This window comes from Anaerotruncus sp. 80, assembly GCF_009936115.1.
GTDB lineage: Bacteria > Bacillota > Clostridia > Peptostreptococcales > Anaerovoracaceae > Senimuribacter > Senimuribacter intestinalis.
The window spans coordinates 128,077-146,501 of sequence record NZ_QWES01000009.1; the positions used below are offsets into that span (position 1 = coordinate 128,077).

Genomic DNA, 18,425 nt, shown 5'->3' on the forward strand with positions numbered 1-18,425 from the left:
ATGAACCGGGAAATCATTGTAATCTGCGGACCTACCGCAGTGGGAAAAACAAAATATGCCATAGAGACTGCGCTGCATATGGATGGAGAAGTGGTTTCCTGCGACTCCATGCAGCTTTACAAATACATGGACATCGGCAGCGCTAAGCCTACGGCAGAGGAACGAAGACGTGTGAAACACTATCTGGTCGACGAAATTGAGCCGACGGAGGCTTTTTCAGCAGCAAGATATCAAAAGCTGGCGAAAGGCGCCATCGAGGAAATCTTTGCAAAAGGCAAAACGCCGGTTATTGCAGGCGGTACGGGTCTTTATCTGAGTGCGCTGCTTTACGATATGGATTTTAGCGCGCCGCCGGGTGATACGGCATTTCGCGACAGCCTTTACAAAGAAGCTGAAACCTACGGACCTGCCTGGCTTCACAAGAAATTGGAAGAAGCGGACCCTGAAGCCGCAAAACGGATACACCCCAACAACATCAAGAAAGTAGTCCGCGCCATCGAGGCGGCATCTTTGGGAGAAAAAGTAAAGGACTTTGCGTCAGATTTAAAGCTGACCTCTGATTACAGTGCCAGACTTATCGGGCTTGCCAGAGACAGACAGCAGCTTTATGATAGAATTAATCAGAGAGTTGGCTTGCTCATGGAGCAGGGACTTTGTGATGAGGTAAAAGGGCTGATGGAAAGAGGTCTTACAGAAAGCGATATTTCCATGAAGGGCATCGGCTACAAAGAAATTATCGGCTATTTGGAGGGACGCTACGATTTAGCAGAGGCTGTCGATTTAGTCAAGAAAAATACCAGACACTACGCCAAGAGGCAGTTGACCTGGTTTAAACGATATAAGGATATGCAGTGGTTTAACATTTCAGAATATGACAGTGACGAAAGCTGTCTTGAGGAGATCTTTAAATGGCTGGAAAAGAAATAAAAATTCACAATAAAAGTGACAAACCGGATAATATCGTAAAAAAAGAAGCGCAGATTTTTCAAGAGTGCGAAGACATTGAGTCGGAACTTCCCAAGTTTTTACGCGGATTTTTCATCTATCTAAAAGGGAATGTGCTGCCTATGTCCAGACTTGCCTATCTGCACGATATTAAATTCTTCTGCAATTATCTGATTGCTGAAACGGATTTGACAAAGGCGGAGACGACCTCACAGATTACTTTAAAAGAATTTGCCGAAATAAAAGCCGCTGACATCAATATCTATCTGGATTACTGCAGAAAATATAAAGTAGAAACAGAAAAAAACATTTACGTCTATGAAAACAACAATAAGACACTGGCGAGGAAAAAATCTTCTGTCTCAGTAATGTTTAAGCAGCTGTACAGGGATCAGCTCCTCGAAAAGAATATTACCGACGGCTTTGACCCGATTCGCGTACCGAAGGCAGGAGAACGGGAGATTAAAGCGCTGCAGGATGATGAGGTCATGATTATGCTGGACGCTGTGACAAACGGCACAGGCCTAACCAAGCACGCCTATTCCTATTGGCAAAAAACAAAAAAGCGGGATAAGGCCATTTTGATGTTGTTCTTGACCTATGGTCTCAGACTTTCCGAGCTGCAGCAGCTGAATGTCTCGTCTTTTAACTTTTCCCGCGGCGAGTTTAAGATTTATAGAAAGCGCGGTAAGGAATCCATCATGCCTTTAAACCAGTCGGTAACAGCTGTATTGGAGGACTATCTGGCAAATGAAAGACCTGAGGAGGAAACTCTGCTAGAAGACCACCGCGACGCATTATTTCTTTCTCTGCAAGGCACTCGTATGACTGACAGACAGATTCGAGAGCTTGTAAAGAAATATACCGCAATTGCATTAAAGACTTCATCAAAAGCCGGTTACAGCCCTCATAAGCTGAGAGCGACGGCTGCGACCAGCTTAATCGGCAGGGGCAATTCGATTTACGATGTGGCAGCTCTTTTGGATCATGAACAGGTGACGACAACCCAGCTTTACGCACAGCACAAGCAAAATGTAAAACGTGATTTGGTAAGCGGCATGGAATGGGAAAAGGAGAGGACCGAAAAGTGACAGATAAGAATACTTTAAAAGGCGCAGTTTTCCTTCTTGTGGCTGCTTTCATCTGGGGCTTTGCCATGGTTGCCCTAAAAGCAGGTACGGAAAATCTGCAGCCCTTTTCCTTTACCGGTTATCGCTGTCTCTTAGGCGGCATATCTCTGATTCCACTCTGGCTATTTGTGGACAAAAGAAAAAGTCCGGCGCAAAGGGAAGTGGAACGCAATCCGAAAACCCTTGTAATCGGCAGCATTGTGTGCGGCCTCAATCTGATGACTTTTACGATTGCACAGCAGCTGGGGCTTCCGTTTACAACTATTGGAAAAGCAGGTTTTATTACGGCGCTGTATATTATTTTAGTACCCCTTGCCGGTGTTTTTCTGGGGAGAAAAATAGAAAAGACAGTATGGATTGCAGTAGTGGTTGCAATGACAGGTTTTTATTTCATGTGCCTTTACGGCGGCAGTGCCGCTTTTAATCGCGGTGATATGATGATGTTGTTTGCAGCCGTGTTTTATACTGTTTACTTTTATATGGTGGATCACTTTGTGCAGCAATTAGATCCTGTCAAGTTTTCCTCTTGTCAGTTTATTGTGACTGGAATTGTATGTAGCGTAATATCTCTTCTTTTTGAAGATACAAGTCTTGCTGACGTGCAGGCGGCTATAGTTCCGCTTCTTTACGGTGGCATTTGCTCCTGCGGGCTGGGTTACACCTTTCAGGTCATCGGTCAGCGCTATATGGAGCCTGCAAAGGCGTCGCTGCTCCTTTCCAGCGAGACCGTCTTTACCATGATTGCGGGCATGATTTTCTTTCAGGAAAAGCTGGCTTTCAGAGAATATCTCGGTTGCGGACTGATTTTCTGCGCCATCATTCTTTCACAAATGCAACGAAAATCTTAAGGTTTTGTGAAGAATGATGCAGGGGGATTTACAAACCTGAAAAGAGGCTTATAATTTTAATTGTAATATAAATGGAGAATACAGATGAATTACACAGACAAACTACTTATCGAAAAATTTGGTATCAGCCCAAGGGTTCTTAATCTTGTAAACAGGGCAGAGGAGGAGATTGCTGACTCCTACCAGACCCTTGATGATATCATGGCATATAACCAGTATAAAGTACTGTCGGCGCTGCAAAATCACAGAATTGCGGATATGCACTTTGCTTGGAATACAGGATACGGCTACGATGATCCAGGAAGAGAGGCAGTTGAAAAGGTTTATGCAGAGATTTTTGGAACAGAAGCTGCGCTGGTTCGTCCGACCATCGTAAACGGTACTCACGCTCTAGCGATTACGCTAATGGGCATCCTTCGTCCCGGCGATGAGCTGATTTACTGCAGTGGTGGTCCTTACGACACCCTGGAAGAAGTCATCGGTATTCGCGGTGAAGGCATGGGTTCTCTCAAAGAATATGGCGTAACCTATAAACAGGTAGACTTGCTGCCGGACGGTTCCATTGATCTTGAGACCCTTGGTAAAACCATTTCAGATAAAACCAAAATGGTTTCCATTCAGCGAGCTACCGGATATAGTTGGCGTAATTCAATTACTGTAAACCAAATTGCAGAAGTTGCTGATTTTGTTCATGGCATCAATTCGGATATCGTCTGTATGGCGGACAACTGCTACGGCGAGTTCCTCGATGTGAAAGAGCCTACAAACGTTGGAATTGACGTGATAGCGGGTTCTCTTATCAAGAATCCGGGTGGCGGACTTGCCTTGACCGGCGGGTATGTCTGCGGACGCAGAGATTTGATTGACAAGATTTCTTACCGCATGACCTGTCCGGGAATCGGTGCAGAATGCGGTCTTACCTTCGGACAGACCCGCGCTATTTTGCAGGGACTGTTTATGGCACCAAAGGTTGTAAACGGGGCAGTGAAAGGTGCAATGCTCTGCGCAAAGGCTTATGAAATGCTGGGTTTTGAAATCAGGCCAGGCGTTTCCGACAGTCGCAGCGATATTATTCAGTCTGTGAAACTGGGTTCGCCAGAGGCTGTAGTTGCATTCTGCGAAGGAATTCAGGCGGCTGCACCTATTGACGCTCACGTAACACCTGTGCCTTGGGCTATGCCGGGTTATGAATCTGATGTGGTTATGGCCGCGGGCGCTTTTGTTCAGGGTTCTTCCATTGAGCTCAGCGCCGATGCGCCGATTCGTGAGCCATACATCGTGTATTTCCAAGGGGGACTTACCTACGAGCACTCAAAATTTGGCGTGATTAAGTCAATTCAGCAGCTTTACAAAAAAGGGTTATTAGATATTTAAAAGGGATTTGAGGAATTTATGGACAAAGAAACATGGAAAGAAAATGCGCATAAAACAAAAGATGATGTAAAGGAGAATATCAAAAAGGCGAAGAAAACTAAGCTGATCCTTTCTATTTTAAAGCTGGCGGTGCTTTCTGGCATTGTAATCGGCATCCCTTTATACATTATCTTTTGCCAGAGGGATTTTATCGAGCAGTTCCGTTCTTTTAACGATGTGCTTGCTTATTTGGAGAGATATAAATTTGAAAGTATCTTCATCTACATTGGTATTCAGGTGGTGCAAATCGTCATCAGCGTGATTCCAGGACAGGCATTTCAGTTTGCCGCCGGATATTTGTACGGATTTATCCCAGGGCTGATTTTTTCCATGATAGGTGCTTTTCTCGGCACACTGATTTCCTTCTATTTGGCGAGACTTCTGGGAAAGGACGCAGTACATCTGTTCTTTGGCGAAGAACGAATCAACCATTTTATAGACAGGCTGAACAGCAAAAGGGCATATATCATAGTCTTTCTTTTATACCTGATTCCGGGGCTGCCGAAAGATGTAGTCAGCTACGCTGCTGGTGTTTCCGAGATGAAATTTAAGGCATTTATGGCATTTTCTATGGCAGGAAGAGTCTTCGGCATGGGAGGAAGCCTTTTGATTGGCGCATTCTATTTTAAACAGCATTATATTGGAATGGCTGTAATCGGCGCCTTTGCTGTCATCGCATTTGTTCTCTGCGTCATTTACAGAGATAAAATCAATCAATATCTTGATAAATTTTATGATAAAGTTACTAAATAAATGGAGGTTTTAATGAAAATTGTAGTCTTAACTGGAAGCCCTCATGAAAATGGAACATCTTTTGTTCTTGCAGATTCATTTATAAAGGGCGCAGAAGAAGCCGGCCACAGCATTTATCGCTTTGACGCTGCACAGAAAGAAGTGAATGGCTGTATTGCCTGTAACGCCTGTGGACAAGGAGACGCAGTCTGTGTATTTGAGGATGATATGCAGGAGCTGATTCCGGCTCTGCTTTCTGCGGATATGGTGGTCTTCATATCGCCGGTATATTATTCCGGGTTTACCTCTCAGATAAAAGCTGTCATCGATCGCTTCTACAGTATCGATAAAATGCTCTGCGGTGCTCAAAAATCATCTGCACTGCTGGTTACTGCAGCAGACACAGATGTTCGCACGGCGAGAGGAATTCAGGCTGTTTACGAAGAGGCAATACACTATCTGAAGTGGGAGGATAAAGGGCAAATTTATGCTATAGCCTGTGCAGAGAAAGGGGATATCGAGCAGACCGACTATCCTGAAAAAGCTTATATTCTTGGAAAGTCCTTATAATTTCATAGGGAAAATCAAGCGTTCGCAGCCTGTTTTCAGAGCGAACGTTTTTTGTTATACCATTTTCGAACATTTGTTTATTTTTCTCTTGACAAAGAACATTTATTCTGATAATATATAGAAAACGAACAAATGTTTAGAGAGGTGAGAACACATGACCAAGAAATATAGAGTAGCTTCCAAATTCAGATTTACATTTTTTATGACAGTTTTAATTCTTTGTCTTGTTACTATTGCAGGAACATTACTGGGTTTCAATACAGCAAACAGTTCCTCCAAGGATTTATATAACGTAGTTGAGATTGAAGCCGGCGACACCATCTGGGATATCGCCACAGAATATGGACCGACCAGTTCAGACGCACGCCGAATCGTTGAGGATATCTGTGACATTAACGAAATCACTGCAGATGAACTGACAGCCGGCCAGAAAATCGTCGTCCCGGTATATCAATAAACTTGCTTTTATGAATTTAGACATATTTAGAAAAAACACCATTTTGAGCGAGTTTTTTCGTCGACCAAGATATCGATTACACACGATAAAATCGCTTAAAACGCAAATTAGAGCCTCAGAAATTTTATCCCATAAAGGAATGTCTGCTGCGCCAATTCCTTTTAAGTAGAAGACATTCCGAAACTCAGGACTATATGTGCCTTTACACATAAGTCCTGAGTTTTTTGTCTAAGAAAAAACATAAGTGATTACGTGAGTAGATGTAAACGCAACGCAGAAACTATGAAGGTTTATTTAGAATTAAGTTTTATGAAACAAGATAAGATGAAATAAAAAAATAAAATTATTGATGATTGGAGAACAGATTTTACTGATGTTGAGTTAATAACTTGAGGTGGATTTTGATATGGTTTTGGCAAAGTGTTCATAAACCTTCCATAACTATTCCCAAAATTATGATTTTAGGAATAGTTATTACACTTACGACCAATCACCTTTTATCTTATACCAGCTCCCAGATATTCTTCTAAGGTAATGCCTTGGGACTTGATTTCTCCTGCAGTTTTTTCACCGACATATCTTAAATGCCATGGTTCATAAGCATAGCCAGTAATATCTTCTGTATCTTTTTCGTAGCGAATAATGAAACCGTACTTGTGACAGTTTTCAGCAAGCCATATTCCTTCAGGTGTGCTTCCAAAGCTTTCAAGAAGATCCCAACCGGAAGATTCACAGGATACGTCCAGTGCATAGCCGGTCTGATGTTCACTTCTTCCAGGCTTTGCGCTGAGTCTTAGAGCCAGTTCTTCCCCATCGACTTCACACCAATAAGCAAACAGATATTCCTGTAGTGCGTAATCTCTATACGCAGATACGATTTTGATATCAAAACCGGCTTTTTCTGCGTCATGATACAGTTTTTCATAGGCATCTCGAACAATTTTCTTTGCATCGATGGCTTTCACAGCAAATTCACTGACCGAAACCAGATTTGCCGGTACATAGGTCTCAGAAAGCCAGCAGGATTTATTTACCAGCATTAGCGGATTTTCTGGGTCTTTAGCAATTGAGGGTTCTGCTTTCACAGAAATAATCGAACTTTCGGTATCGCTGTATACCCTGTTTTCACCATCTAAATGATAACTCTTTACCTTGTAAAAATAAGTTTGTCCTACTTTTCTATCGATATCAAGGTAGTTATAAAAGGCTGTATTTTCGACTTTATCAGTTTCGTACAAACATTGAAACTCACTGTCTTTGCTGTCTGCACGAAAAACACCGTAACCGTCTACATTTTCTATGGTTTCAACAGGCTTCCACGAAATCAGCATTTTTCCTGATCCCGGAAAGCTTTGCACACTGACAGACGGCGCAGCGATTGTTGCCGCAGGTTCTGTATTTTTACAGCTGTACAGCATGAGAAGCGGCAGACAAATGAGTAAAAGTTTTGTAGTTCGTTTCATAGCTAAATCCTCCTAATTACTACCAAACCCTATTAGTTTACAATAAAAAAATTACGAAAAATAAATACACAAAAGACTGCCTCTACTTTCAAGTAAAAACAGTCTTTTCAAAGGTCTGCCTACTACCTGTACTGATACGCAGCTTTAGCAAAGCCCAATTTATTCTTTTTAAATATTGAGGAAAACTCTCTGTTTGGAACGGGTACGCCGCTGATTCCATTTTCGATACATACATAAGGAATTTTATACTCATGCATGATGTAATGCTCAAAATCCCCGTATGTCGCCTTAGTGTAGCTTTCATCAATGGTGCTGTAGCCGGTCATGACGCGAAACAGTTTTACAAAGCTCCAGCACCTTTTCTTATAGCTTTTGTTGTGATAGCCCCAGTAAATCACCCCTCCCATACTATGGTAGTTGATGACAGCCTGTACATTGGAGCAGTCTTCTAAAGCTGCTAAAATACTCTGGGTTTCATTCTCAGAAAAACGCTTTGGTCCCGGATAATACTGACTGGCATAAGTCTTTGTACTTGGATACGTACTGTACATCTTGTAATTTCTATTTAAATCAACCCCTCTTGCATTGGCCTGCCAGTTGGAATAAGCTCCGGTTCTCGGCATTTTCTTGATCTTTTTTCGAAGAGTTGCATTTCTGATAGCGTCAGGTCCAAGGGCACTGATTGCAATACCGTCAGGATTTGCCATAGGGACGATGATGATACTGACTGAATCAAAAAGTTCCTCGTAAGAAACGCCGCAATAAAGACCTGATTTGTAGTTTCTACAATAATACTCAATCATACCCATAACCAGCTGGCTGTTAATGTACTCCCTGCCGTGGATACCGGCGGTCACAAAAATCTGTTTCTCTGCTTTGGGATTCCCAAGAACGACACAGTACAAACTTCTGCGATCAGCCGTTTTACCCAGATAAGTTTTAGAGAGTCTGTCCGGATATTTATCGGTCAGCGCATTCAGATCCTCTATAAAATCACTGTAGGTATATTTGCTATCGCTGGTACTGACGATATCGCTGCTGGCGCTGAAAGTTTCTATAGGAAGTGCAAGAAAAATGCAAAGTATAATGATAAATCGTTTTGCCATGGCAAATAATCCTCACTACTCAAAATTGAACGATTAATCATCCAAGCCCTTTTTCTTATAAATCCTCTGAAACAGAATGACACCTGCGATGATCCATACAATACATACTCCAATTGCAACGAGGTTATCCGCTAGAACAAGGGACTCTCCTGCTGCAACAGACGGATACACTGTATAAAGTGACATCGTAGGAAACAGCTTAGCAATCTTTCCAATGAGTTCGCTAAACTGCCCGAAAATCGGCGGCATTAACATGAGCATCATCAAAGGAGAGCCCAGCGTTCCAGCTGACATTTGGTCTTTTGCCGCAATGCCTACCACTGCACCGAAGCAGATAATCGCAAGGGAGGCTAGAATCATAATAAACAGATACCCGGCAAATCCCGCCATATCGGCGCCACAGACAAAAAATAGAATCACACCCTCTACAATAAGCAGCAGCAAACATACAAGAGCCTTGCTCAAGATAAATTCTGCGCCTGATACATTAGCCATCATCAGTGAACGCAGGGTATGCTTTTCCTTTTCTTCTGCAATCATCGTGGAAAGCGCGGTCAGCGGAATGATAGATAGCTCCATTACACTGCAAAGAAGCAGCACATAATCAGTCGCAAGTCCCGTAATATCTGATAATACATATGTATAAAGCAACGCAAAGACAGCCGGAAGCAGCAGTGTGATTAGAATGCTTCGATTGCCGAAACATCCTTTCATATCCTTTTTGAACAAAGTACGAAGTACATGCATCCTAATTCTCTTTCCCATTATGCTCTCCCCCCTTCTTCTGTCAGCGCTAAGAATACTTCTTTTAGGCTTGGTTCGATAGAATGAATCATCTTGATTTCACCAGCACCGGCAAGATATGCAGAAAGTTTATCCGCTTCCAGCGGTAAAAGCACTTCTTCCGAAGCTGTCGTAACTTTTACTTGTTTTTTAGCATATTTCAGTTTCAGATCATATGGACTTCCACACTCAATAATTTTCCCACAATTGAGAAATGCAATGCGGTCACAGAGTTCATTGGCCTCTTCCATGTTGTGCGTTGTCAAAAATACTGTTGTTCCCTGCTCTTTCATCTGTAAAACCAGACTGCGCACTTCTTCTGCTGTTGCAGGGTCAAGATTCGCTGTAGGTTCATCGAGAAAGAGTATCTCTGGATTATGCAGAATGGTTCTCGCAAAAATAAGCCGCTGACGCATACCCTTTGAAAGTTTTTCAACCGGCTTCTTTACTGCGTCTTCCATACCGATACGCTTTAATACGTCATCGATTTTCTCTCTGGAAACCTGATAAATATCTGCGAATAATTTCAGATTTTCATATACAGTCATCTTATCATAAAGACCACTGTTATCACTCATGATACCAATTCTATCTCGAATTTCAGAATCAAAAGGCGATGTGCCAAATAGCGAAATCTCTCCGCTGTCAGCAGAAAGCTGTCCGCTGAGAAGCTTGATTGTCGTTGTTTTTCCTGCCCCTGAAGGTCCAAGATAACCAAAAATCTCGCCTTTTTTGATTTCAAAGGATACGTCTGATAAGGCAGCAGTATCTTTAAATCGCTTCGATAAATGAGTTACTTTGATTGCCTGTTCCATCTTTTCCACCTCTTTTTGTTCTAAATTTTACATTTAATGTAAATACTCACACCATTTCATTTTACAACAAAAGAAACACCATTTCAAGACATTTATGATAAATGGTGTTTTTTTGCAAATAGATGGTAGTATTTAGAACTTATGCAGGAATTTCTGCCTGATTTCTTCATTGGTATCCATGATATGCATGCGAAGCTCTCTGGCTGACATGCGAAGGGCTCCCTGACCAAATATCATCATCTGCTCTAGTCCATCGGAGGTCGCAACTGTAATTCGCAGCTTTTTCACATGTTCCAGCACAAATTTTTCGATAAACTGGTCTGCAGTCTCGCCTTCTTTCGTGTAGATAATCTGCATATTATGAATAGTCTGGGTGGTGCCGGGATTACCTGGTTTCTTGTAACCATCAAAGACAACGATGATTCGATTCTCTTTGTAGCCCTGATAGTTGCCAAGGATTTCAATCAGTAAATCTCTGGCACTTGCAAGACTCAGTGCAGCCATATCCTTTAACTCTTCCCATGCAAATATCATGTTATATCCATCAATCAACAACACTTCCTCTGCAGAAGCGTTATTATAGGCGCTTTTAATCCGGGGACCGGAAAATCCGCTTTCTGCCGTAATGATTCTGGCACTTTTCTTAAAGCGACTTGTTTCTCTTTTACTTGTACCATAGGTCTGCTTAAATACTGCTTCCAGCTCTTCGTCGCTGTACTGGCGAGATTCACTGCCACCTCGTACAGACCCTTCATTTTTCTGTATTGTTTCAGGCTGCCAGAAAAGAGGCAGATGCATATACTGTTCAACTTCCTGCCAAGGTACACTAACTCCAGAGCCGGATTTACAGAAGATAGAATCGCTAGGATTTTCCAGGTCCCGATCGGCTTCATATCCGACAGCTTGTACGACCTCTTCTTCGTTATGGCATGGAAAATATCCTGCCAAGGTGCAGTAAAGTCTTCCCTGCCCTTTGCTATAGGAAGTAACATCCTTCTGATAGTCCTTCATAGTAGAAACTGGTGCTCTGCCGGTTAAAACGGTGTTTTTTCCAGTCGCAGACGACGGTTCACAGGTTCCGTGCATATTCTGAATATCATTCATGGCTCTTCCAACAAAATCTGTCGGCAGTTCCAGCCGGTAATCATAGTAAGGCTCTAAAAGTCTGCAGCCGGCTTTTCTGAGACCGTGACGAAGTGCTCTGTAGGTTGCCTGACGAAAATCACCACCTTCCGTGTGCTTCACATGGGCGCGACCGGTGGTTAATGTAATTTTCATATCAGTCAAAGGTGAATTTGTCAGAATGCCTGTATGAACTTTCTCCTTCAGATGTGTCATAACCAGTCGCTGCCAGTTTCTGTCCAGCGTGTCCTCACTGCAAGCTGTATCAACAACGATACCGCTGCCGGAAGGAAGCGGCGTGAGAAGCAGATGAACCTCCGCATAGTGGCGAAGAGGCTCAAAATGACCTACACCTTCAACTGTATCTGCGACAGTTTCCTTGTATAAAACCGTATCTTCTCCAAATTCGATAGACTTTCCAAAGCGTTCAGAGACGAGACTCTTTAAGATTTCTCCTTGAATTTCTCCCATCATACGAATCCGCAGACAGCTGCTTTCTTCGCTCCAAGAGGCATGCAGCTCCGGCAGTTCCTCTGACAGCTGCAAAAATTTCTCATAAGCCTCATGAGGCTCCCAATCGGGCGGCAGCAGCACCTCATAGCTGAGCACGGTATCCAGATACGGCTCAATGCCGGCAGGTTCAAAGCCCAGTCCCTGTCCACAAAAAGTGTCAGCAAAACCTGTCACAGCACAGACCGTACCAGCAGACACTTGCTGCACTGCCTCATATTTTTTACCGTTATAAATTCGAATCTGATGAACCTTGCTTTCTCCAATCTGTTCCTTCACAGAAAGGCTACCGCCGGTTATCTTCATATGCGTTAGGCGATTGCCCTGTTCGTCTCTGCTGATTTTATAAATGATAGCACCAAAATCGCTTCCATAATTTGGACAGATCGTGTAATTTGCAAGACCTTCAAGAAGTGTATCTACGCCCTGCATTTTCAGTGCAGAGCCGTAATAGCATGGAAACAGCTTTCGCTCTTTGATTAACCCGGCGCATGCGTTTTCTGAAACTTTTCCTGTTTCCAAATACGCTTCCAGCAAAGCTTCATCACACAGCGCAGCCTTTTCATAGAAAGCCTCGCTGCCCGCCAGTACGCATTGCGCACTTAAACGAGCCTGAACCTCCTCCATAATTGCGGATAAATCCATCCCTTGCTGATCCATTTTATTGATAAAAATAAAAGTCGGTACGTGGTAGCGGGAAAGCAGTTCCCATAGGGTCAGCACCTGTCCGGTCACACCGTCAGGACCGCTGATTAAAAGAATAGCATAATCTAGAACCTGCAGGGTTCGTTCCATTTCTGCAGAAAAATCTACATGACCCGGTGTGTCCAGGAGTGTAACCTCCTTATCGCCCAGTGGAAAAATTGCCTGTTTAGAGAAAATAGTAATGCCGCGGTTTTTTTCCAGCACAAACGTATCGAGGAAAGAATCCCCATGGTCCACTCTTCCCATCTGTCTGGTAATGCCGTTTTGATAAAGGACGCCTTCAGACAAAGTTGTCTTTCCGGCGTCCACATGAGCGACAATGCCCATTGTAAGCTTATTATCCGGGTACAACAAGGTTCCCGGGTACCCACCCGAAGCTTTGCTTTGCGGAAGGGTGGGTTTATTATTCTTCTGATTCATCTTCCGAAATTTCCTTTTCAGGCTCTTCAATGTGCAGCTTTACTTTTTCAATACGACGCTCCTTTACGGAGAGAATCGTAAAGATGTAGTTTTCAAAGACAACCTCCCTGTTTTCATCACCTTCTTCCGGAATTTCTCCCAGAATATCAATGATAAAGCCTCCGATGGTCTCGCTGTTTTCAGATTCCAGATTGATATTGATCTCTTCAGAAAGGTCACTGAGATAAACGTTTCCATCTAAATAATAATTATTATCGTCTATCTTGTTGATGACGTGCCCCTGTTCATCATATTCGTCTTCGATGTCGCCTACGATTTCTTCGACGATGTCCTCCATGGTTACAATACCGCTGAAGCCGCCGTATTCGTCGATGAGAATGGCGATATGCTGCTTTTCAATCTGCAGTTCAAAAAACAGCGCGTCGATATTCTTTGTTTCAGGGACAAAATACGGTTTGCGCAAAATAGAGCGAATATCCACCTTGTCAAATCCCGTTTCTCTAGCTTTTATGAGATAGTCCTTGATGTGAAGAATACCGATAATGTTGTCTGTATCGTCTTCACATACCGGAATTCTGGAATAGCGTAGTTCCATCAGCTCATCTAAATACTCGTCGGTTGAATCGTTGATGTCGATAAGAAACACATCGGTACGAGGCGTCATGATCTCATAGGCAAGTTCGTCATCAAACTGGAAGATACTATTGATCATCTTCTTACCTTCTTCTTTGATTGCACCGCTCTGTTGCCCTGATTCTAAAATGGACATTACCTGCTCTTCGGAATATCCGCTGTATTCAATCTTCGTTTCCTGTCTGAACATCTTCAGAAAAACATCTGCAATAAAAGTCAATATTACAACAAATGGCTTTAATATGATGACAAAGAACTTCTGCAGTGCGGAAAGCTTCATAGCAATAGATTCACTGTGCTGCTGCGCCAGCTTACGAGTAAAATACTCACTAAAAGTGATGGTCGCTGTTACGTAAACCAGCGCAGAAAGAATTGGGTGCTGAGGCAGTGCCAGTGCAAAATATACGCCGATAACGATAAAAATGTAACTAAGCAGCCGGTTCGTAAACCGATAATCAGTCGGTAAAGCAAGCAAATTTCCAAGACGTATTGCTACTTCATTTTCTTCTGTTGCCATTTGTCTGATTTTGCTTCTGTTTACGCTGTTCATAGCGGTGTTCATCAAAACTGCAATGCCGTTACCAACCATTGCAAGCACCATAAAAGTGACTTTTAACGCAAGCGGCAGGCTACTGGGGTCAGGTGTCATGTTCAATCATCTCCTTATTACTTGGTAATTATTTTTTCTTTCTCAAAATATAGTGAGGTTTCACCGGATGGTCCATCTTCATTTTCAGAAGCTGCTGGGGGTGCGGCGCGCTTTCAAGGTTTTCACCAGTTTGCGCATCAAGCATTTCTGTGATATTCTGCGTAAAGAAATCAATATCAGGACCAAAAATTTCAATTTCCTCGCCGAGGGTCATCTTATTTCGCTGCTCTACCAAAGCAAAACCAGTTTCTTCATCGTATTCTTTTATAAGCCCTACAAAGCTGTACTCTCTGGTATATGCACTGGTCTGATAGTTCTGATCTTTATTTGTCGGCTGATGAAAATAAAATCCTGTCGTAAATTCTCTGTGACTTACCTTTTTCAGTTCACGCATCCAGTCTTCATCAAACTTGTAATGCTCAGGATCTGCAAAATACGCATCAATTGCTTTTCTATAAGCGTGAACTACTGTCGCCACGTAAAAGATACTTTTCATCCTGCCTTCGATTTTCGCAGACATAATGCCTGAGCCAACAATCTCCGGAATATGCTCTATCATACACAAATCCCTAGAATTGAGAATATAAGTGCCTCGTTCATCTTCTTCCACCGGATAATATTCGCCCGGTCTTTTTTCTTCTACTAAGGCATATTTCCAGCGACACGGATGAGCGCACATACCTCTGTTGGCATCGCGTTCAATCATAAAGTTGCTGAGAAGACATCTTCCTGAATAAGATATGCACATTGCCCCATGAACAAAAGCCTCTATTTCCATTTCTGGTGGGATATTCTCACGGATCTGTCTGATTTCCGGCAGTGTCAGTTCTCTGGCTAAAACCAGTCGTTTTACGCCTAATTTATGCCAGAATCCGGCCGTTCTGTAGTTAGTCATATTTGCCTGAGTGCTCAGGTGTATCTCAGCAGCAGGAATCACTTCCTGAATCAGATCTACAATGCCCGGGTCAGACACAATAAAAGCGTCAAGCCCCAAATCTTTAATCTGCTGCAGATAAGAAGTCAACGGCTCAATATCCTCGTTATGGGCAAAGATATTGATGGTAAGATAACAGCGTTTTCCCCTTTCATGGGCGAACGCAATGCCCTCTTTCATTTCTTCAATGGTCAGGTTGCCTGCTCCTGCTCGTAAACTGAACATTTCACCGCCGAAATACACAGCGTCTGCACCATAAATAATGGCTGTCTTTAATTTTTCCAAATCGCCTGCAGGCGCAAGCAGTTCAAACTGTTCTTTATTCATGTTCTCCTCTGTAAATTGTTACTGCAAGACCATCTCCTATGCTGAGAAGAGACGTCTGCAAGGTATTGTCACTGGTAATATAGGTGAGATATTCTCTCATTCGTCTAATGTTAGTTTTGTGTTTGTTCTGTGGGTCATAAGCATCAGAAGCCGTCATGGCTTTCTGCAGAATATTGTCAGAAACAATAACTGCCCCTTCTCTACATACAGAAAGCGCCGCATCTAAAAACCGCTTATAATGGCTCTTCGCAGCATCGATAAAGACAAAATCAAAGTCACAGCAGCCTTGATCCCGCAGTTTTTCTATCTGCTCCTGCCCGTCACCGAAGAGGCTGTGTATCTGCACAGTCTTTCCTGCGGCTGAAATATTGTGTCTGGCAGCATTCCAAGCAGCTTCATCCTTTTCGATGGTGTAAATTTCAGCCGCTGGACACATTTCGGCATAATATAGCGCTGAATAGCCGATTGCAGTTCCTATCTCCAAAATTTTTTTCGGTCTCGTGAGAGAAAGCAGCGTATTTAGATACATCTCTGTTTCCCGCAAAATGATAGGAACCCGGTCTCTTTCTCCTATTTCCCGAAGCAGTGCAAGCTCTTCGCTTACCGCTCTGTAAAAGCTAGTCAAATATTCTGTTACGATATCATTGGTGATGTTCATATCAGTACCACATGTTTTCCCTTACGACTTTATTATGCTCCTCTAAAGTCTTTGAATAAAGCACTTTTCCGTCCTCAGTTGCAAAGAAATAGAGATAGTCGGATTTTTCGTAGTTTAAAAGATCATCCATAGCAGGCGCAGACGGTGAGCAAACAGGTCCTACAGGGAGTCCTGCGTATTTATAGGTGTTGTATTTTGAATCAACCTCTAAATCTTCATAAGTTACGTCAACCCGCTTTTCCTGCAGGGCATAAAGAACCGTGATATCACTTTGCAGCGTCATATCCTTTGCAAGACGATTGACAAAAACTCCTGCAATAATTGGTCTGTCCTTTTCAAAAAGGGATTCGTTTTCAACAATAGAAGTCAGAGCTAAAAACTCATGAACCGTCATTCCCATTTCAGTAATAGCACCTTTTCTTGCTGTCAGTTCTTCCTCTGTCTTATCCAAAATCATCTCTGTTACCTGTTCGATGGACGGATTTTCATCGCTCACAAAGTAAGTTTCAGGATAGATATATCCTTCGAGCGGAAACATAATGCCGCTTTGCAGAATTTCGTCAGTAAGGAACCAGTATTTTTCGATGAGCTGGCGAAGATATTTCTTGCTGTTCCATTTTTTCAAAACTTCTTCAGCGGTAAAAGGAAGTCCTTCAGCCATCGCTTCTGCAGCCTGCGGCACGGTAGCGCCTTCAATAACTGTAAATGCATTCTTGGACAGGTAGGCAAAGTTTCCGGTATTAATAGCATCCATGATTTCCAGTAAGTTCATACTTTTATTAAAGATATAGGTGTTGGCCTGCAATGAATCATACCCTGCTATACGCACGTGAATTTTAGCGCAGGTCTTATTCTTGATTAGACCATTTTCATCCAGAATTTCTACGATTGCAGAAGCCCCGCTGCCCGATGGAATGCTGACAGTAACCGGCTCTGTATCTCCTGGCTTTGCTGCATTGAGACCATTCTGATAAAAAAGATATCCCGCGGCGGCAATAACGATAAGAACTACGGCGATTGCTATAATAATGATTTTGGATTTTTTCAATGTCCCTTACCTCTTTTCGTGCTTCCTGGTGTGATGAAAAAGAAAGGGACGAAAGCTTCGTCCCTTCATCTTTGAATTATGCTTTGCAAATTATTTTGCTCTTCCCAGATACTCTCCGCTTCTGGTATCAATCTGAATCTTTTCACCTTCTTCGATGAAGATTGGAACCTGAACGACTGCGCCTGTTTCTACTGTAGCAGCCTTTGTAACGTTTGTAGCAGTGTTGCCCTTTACACCTGGTTCGGTTTCGGTAACTACCAAATCAACAAAATTCGGTGCTTCTACGATGAACGGTTCGCCTTTATAGAATTTCAATGTTGCTTCATCGTTTTCTCTCATGTACTTGATTGCATCCTCTACCATATCGTAGGCAACAGGAACCTGCTCATAAGTTTCTCCGTCCATGAAGTAATACAGATCTCCATCATTGTACAGGTACTGCATCTTCTTGGTTTCGATAATTGCTTCTTCAAACTTATCGTCAGGATTGAACGCTTCTTCTCTGGTAGCACCAGTAATGATGTTCTTGTACTTGGTTCTTACAAACGCTGCGCCCTTGCCCGGCTTTACGTGCATGAAATCAAGAACTACATGAGGTTCTCCATTAATCTGAAATGTTCTGCCTTTTCTAAAATCACTTGCATAAATCATCGGTCTATTCTCACTTTCTTCAATATAAAACAATTTAATAAAATAAACTCTATTGGTATTATAACAGATTTACTGCATATTGCCAATACCCATTACTTCGCCCAAAATCTTATAGACATCATTCATCATCAGGGAAAAGCGCATCTCCGCCTGCATATACTGAGCTGCCATAGGATCTTTCATGATAATCTGATAGAGATCCTGCACAGACTGCATCATGCCTGACGCACTGTCATCGCCCATCATCTGCTTTGCCTGCACTTCAAATTGCTTAGCCTGAAAATCTTTAATCATCGAAGCAAGTTCCTCATTCTGATCAACTACTTTTTTCAGCTGATCGTACTGTTTAAACTCTTCGGACTCTCTGATTGCTTTGGCAAGTCCGTGAGCCTGATCATAAACGTTCATGTGTTACCTCCTTAATACTGCCGCTCGTTTTCTTGGGGCAGGACCATTATACGACTAGCGTCTACCCAATCGAATTTCGCTTAGCTCATTCTCTTGGG

The 18,425-nt window shown here is 42.7% G+C and carries 18 protein-coding genes; 7 read left to right on the top strand and 11 right to left on the bottom strand.

The genetic code is table 11. The features are described 5' to 3' along the window. The 7 genes from miaA to D1155_RS05825 all read left to right on the top strand — a co-directional run bounded on the left by miaA (window position 1) and on the right by D1155_RS05825 (window position 6,095). Window positions 1-927: a tRNA (adenosine(37)-N6)-dimethylallyltransferase MiaA gene (gene miaA, locus D1155_RS05795; protein WP_160201437.1), complete on the top strand. Its 927-nt coding sequence runs from the start codon at window positions 1-3 to the stop codon at window positions 925-927. Continuing rightward, complete coding sequence (locus tag D1155_RS05800; RefSeq protein ID WP_160201438.1) at window positions 909-2,036, top strand: tyrosine-type recombinase/integrase; 1,128 nt, start codon at window positions 909-911, stop codon at window positions 2,034-2,036. The genes miaA and D1155_RS05800 overlap by 19 nt, the downstream gene beginning before the upstream one ends. Further along, on the top strand, window positions 2,009-2,923 hold the full coding sequence (locus tag D1155_RS05805; RefSeq protein WP_207709515.1) for a DMT family transporter: 915 nt from the start codon (window positions 2,009-2,011) through the stop codon (window positions 2,921-2,923). Before D1155_RS05800 ends, D1155_RS05805 begins: the two co-directional genes overlap by 28 nt. A gap of 84 nt (window positions 2,924-3,007) precedes the next feature. Further along, window positions 3,008-4,297, top strand: a complete 1,290-nt coding sequence (locus D1155_RS05810; RefSeq protein WP_160201440.1) for a methionine gamma-lyase family protein — start codon at window positions 3,008-3,010, stop codon at window positions 4,295-4,297. Between the two features lie 18 nt (window positions 4,298-4,315). Further along, entirely contained in the window at window positions 4,316-5,089 is a 774-nt protein-coding gene (locus D1155_RS05815; protein ID WP_160201441.1) for a VTT domain-containing protein, read from the top strand. Window positions 5,090-5,101: 12 nt separating this feature from the next. Continuing rightward, the gene (locus D1155_RS05820) at window positions 5,102-5,638 is read left to right on the top strand and encodes a flavodoxin family protein (RefSeq protein WP_160201442.1); all 537 of its coding nucleotides are present in this window, start codon (window positions 5,102-5,104) and stop codon (window positions 5,636-5,638) included. Between the two features lie 202 nt (window positions 5,639-5,840). Continuing rightward, window positions 5,841-6,095 carry a LysM peptidoglycan-binding domain-containing protein gene (locus D1155_RS05825; RefSeq protein ID WP_160201443.1) on the top strand — a complete coding sequence of 85 codons (255 nt, stop codon included), beginning with the start codon at window positions 5,841-5,843 and terminating at the stop codon, window positions 6,093-6,095. A gap of 497 nt (window positions 6,096-6,592) precedes the next feature. On the opposite strand, the gene D1155_RS05830 is transcribed toward D1155_RS05825, so the two are convergent. The 11 genes from D1155_RS05830 to D1155_RS05880 all read right to left on the bottom strand — a co-directional run bounded on the left by D1155_RS05830 (window position 6,593) and on the right by D1155_RS05880 (window position 18,327). Then, a complete protein-coding gene (locus D1155_RS05830) occupies window positions 6,593-7,558 on the bottom strand; it encodes a M15 family metallopeptidase (RefSeq protein WP_160201444.1) in 966 nt (321 codons plus the stop codon). Between the two features lie 122 nt (window positions 7,559-7,680). Further along, window positions 7,681-8,664 carry a M14 family zinc carboxypeptidase gene (locus D1155_RS05835; RefSeq protein WP_160201445.1) on the bottom strand — a complete coding sequence of 328 codons (984 nt, stop codon included), beginning with the start codon at window positions 8,662-8,664 and terminating at the stop codon, window positions 7,681-7,683. A gap of 33 nt (window positions 8,665-8,697) precedes the next feature. Further along, window positions 8,698-9,429 carry an ABC transporter permease gene (locus tag D1155_RS05840; protein WP_201759540.1) on the bottom strand — a complete coding sequence of 244 codons (732 nt, stop codon included), beginning with the start codon at window positions 9,427-9,429 and terminating at the stop codon, window positions 8,698-8,700. Continuing rightward, a complete protein-coding gene (locus tag D1155_RS05845) occupies window positions 9,429-10,262 on the bottom strand; it encodes an ABC transporter ATP-binding protein (protein WP_160201446.1) in 834 nt (277 codons plus the stop codon). The genes D1155_RS05840 and D1155_RS05845 overlap by 1 nt, the downstream gene beginning before the upstream one ends. Window positions 10,263-10,394: 132 nt before the next feature. After that, entirely contained in the window at window positions 10,395-13,019 is a 2,625-nt protein-coding gene (locus D1155_RS05850; RefSeq protein WP_160201447.1) for a TetM/TetW/TetO/TetS family tetracycline resistance ribosomal protection protein, read from the bottom strand. Beyond that, a complete protein-coding gene (locus D1155_RS05855) occupies window positions 13,003-14,301 on the bottom strand; it encodes a hemolysin family protein (RefSeq protein ID WP_160201448.1) in 1,299 nt (432 codons plus the stop codon). The genes D1155_RS05850 and D1155_RS05855 overlap by 17 nt, the downstream gene beginning before the upstream one ends. 28 nt (window positions 14,302-14,329) lie before the next feature. Then, entirely contained in the window at window positions 14,330-15,562 is a 1,233-nt protein-coding gene (locus D1155_RS05860; RefSeq protein ID WP_160201449.1) for a U32 family peptidase, read from the bottom strand. Continuing rightward, window positions 15,555-16,220: an O-methyltransferase gene (locus D1155_RS05865; protein ID WP_160201450.1), complete on the bottom strand. Its 666-nt coding sequence runs from the start codon at window positions 16,218-16,220 to the stop codon at window positions 15,555-15,557. The genes D1155_RS05860 and D1155_RS05865 overlap by 8 nt, the downstream gene beginning before the upstream one ends. 1 nt (window position 16,221) lies before the next feature. Beyond that, complete coding sequence (gene mltG / locus D1155_RS05870; RefSeq protein WP_160201451.1) at window positions 16,222-17,268, bottom strand: endolytic transglycosylase MltG; 1,047 nt, start codon at window positions 17,266-17,268, stop codon at window positions 16,222-16,224. Window positions 17,269-17,358: 90 nt separating this feature from the next. Continuing rightward, window positions 17,359-17,919, bottom strand: coding sequence for an elongation factor P (gene efp / locus D1155_RS05875; protein ID WP_160201462.1), 561 nt, complete (start codon window positions 17,917-17,919; stop codon window positions 17,359-17,361). A 69-nt stretch (window positions 17,920-17,988) separates the two neighbouring features. Continuing rightward, window positions 17,989-18,327: a YlbF family regulator gene (locus D1155_RS05880; protein WP_160201452.1), complete on the bottom strand. Its 339-nt coding sequence runs from the start codon at window positions 18,325-18,327 to the stop codon at window positions 17,989-17,991. Window positions 18,328-18,425: the final 98 nt, after the last annotated feature.